This window comes from Oleiphilus sp. HI0132 (assembly GCF_001635845.1).
In genome coordinates, this window is record NZ_LWGJ01000856.1 from 1 (window position 1) to 429 (window position 429).

1 protein-coding gene is annotated in these 429 nt (G+C 49.7%); it reads right to left on the reverse strand.

Annotated features, from left to right (window positions below):
* On the reverse strand, positions 1-429 hold a 429-nt coding region (locus A3766_RS09660), incomplete at both ends, for a M48 family metalloprotease (RefSeq protein WP_197479493.1).

Below are 429 nucleotides of genomic sequence, written 5' to 3' on the forward strand. Positions count from 1 at the left end.
CCGGCGAGTGTCAGTGGCGCCGCGAGCTTTTGTCGTTCGAGCATGCGGGCGTAGTGTCGTTGGCTGAGGTGGGCGAGTTCGTGAGCAATAACGGATGCAAATTCTTGTTCGGTATTGGCGTTAAAGAATAACCCTGCGTTTACGCCAATAATGCTACCAGGTACTGCAAAGGCATTTAGGCTTGGATTGTCGACAATTGTAATGGTGAAGTCGCGATCGATTACGGCAGAGTTTGGCGCGAGTTTATATACAAGGTTGGTGAGGTATTCGGTGACTAAAGGATTATCATAGGCTTGGGTGTGGCGTCTAAATGTGCGCAACCAAGCGTTGCCTAGGGCTTTTTCTTGCTGGATTGAAACGAGGTTTGACGAGCTATTGCCAAGGCTAGGGATTGTATCAGTGCTCGAGTCTGCGTGAGTGCTCGATATT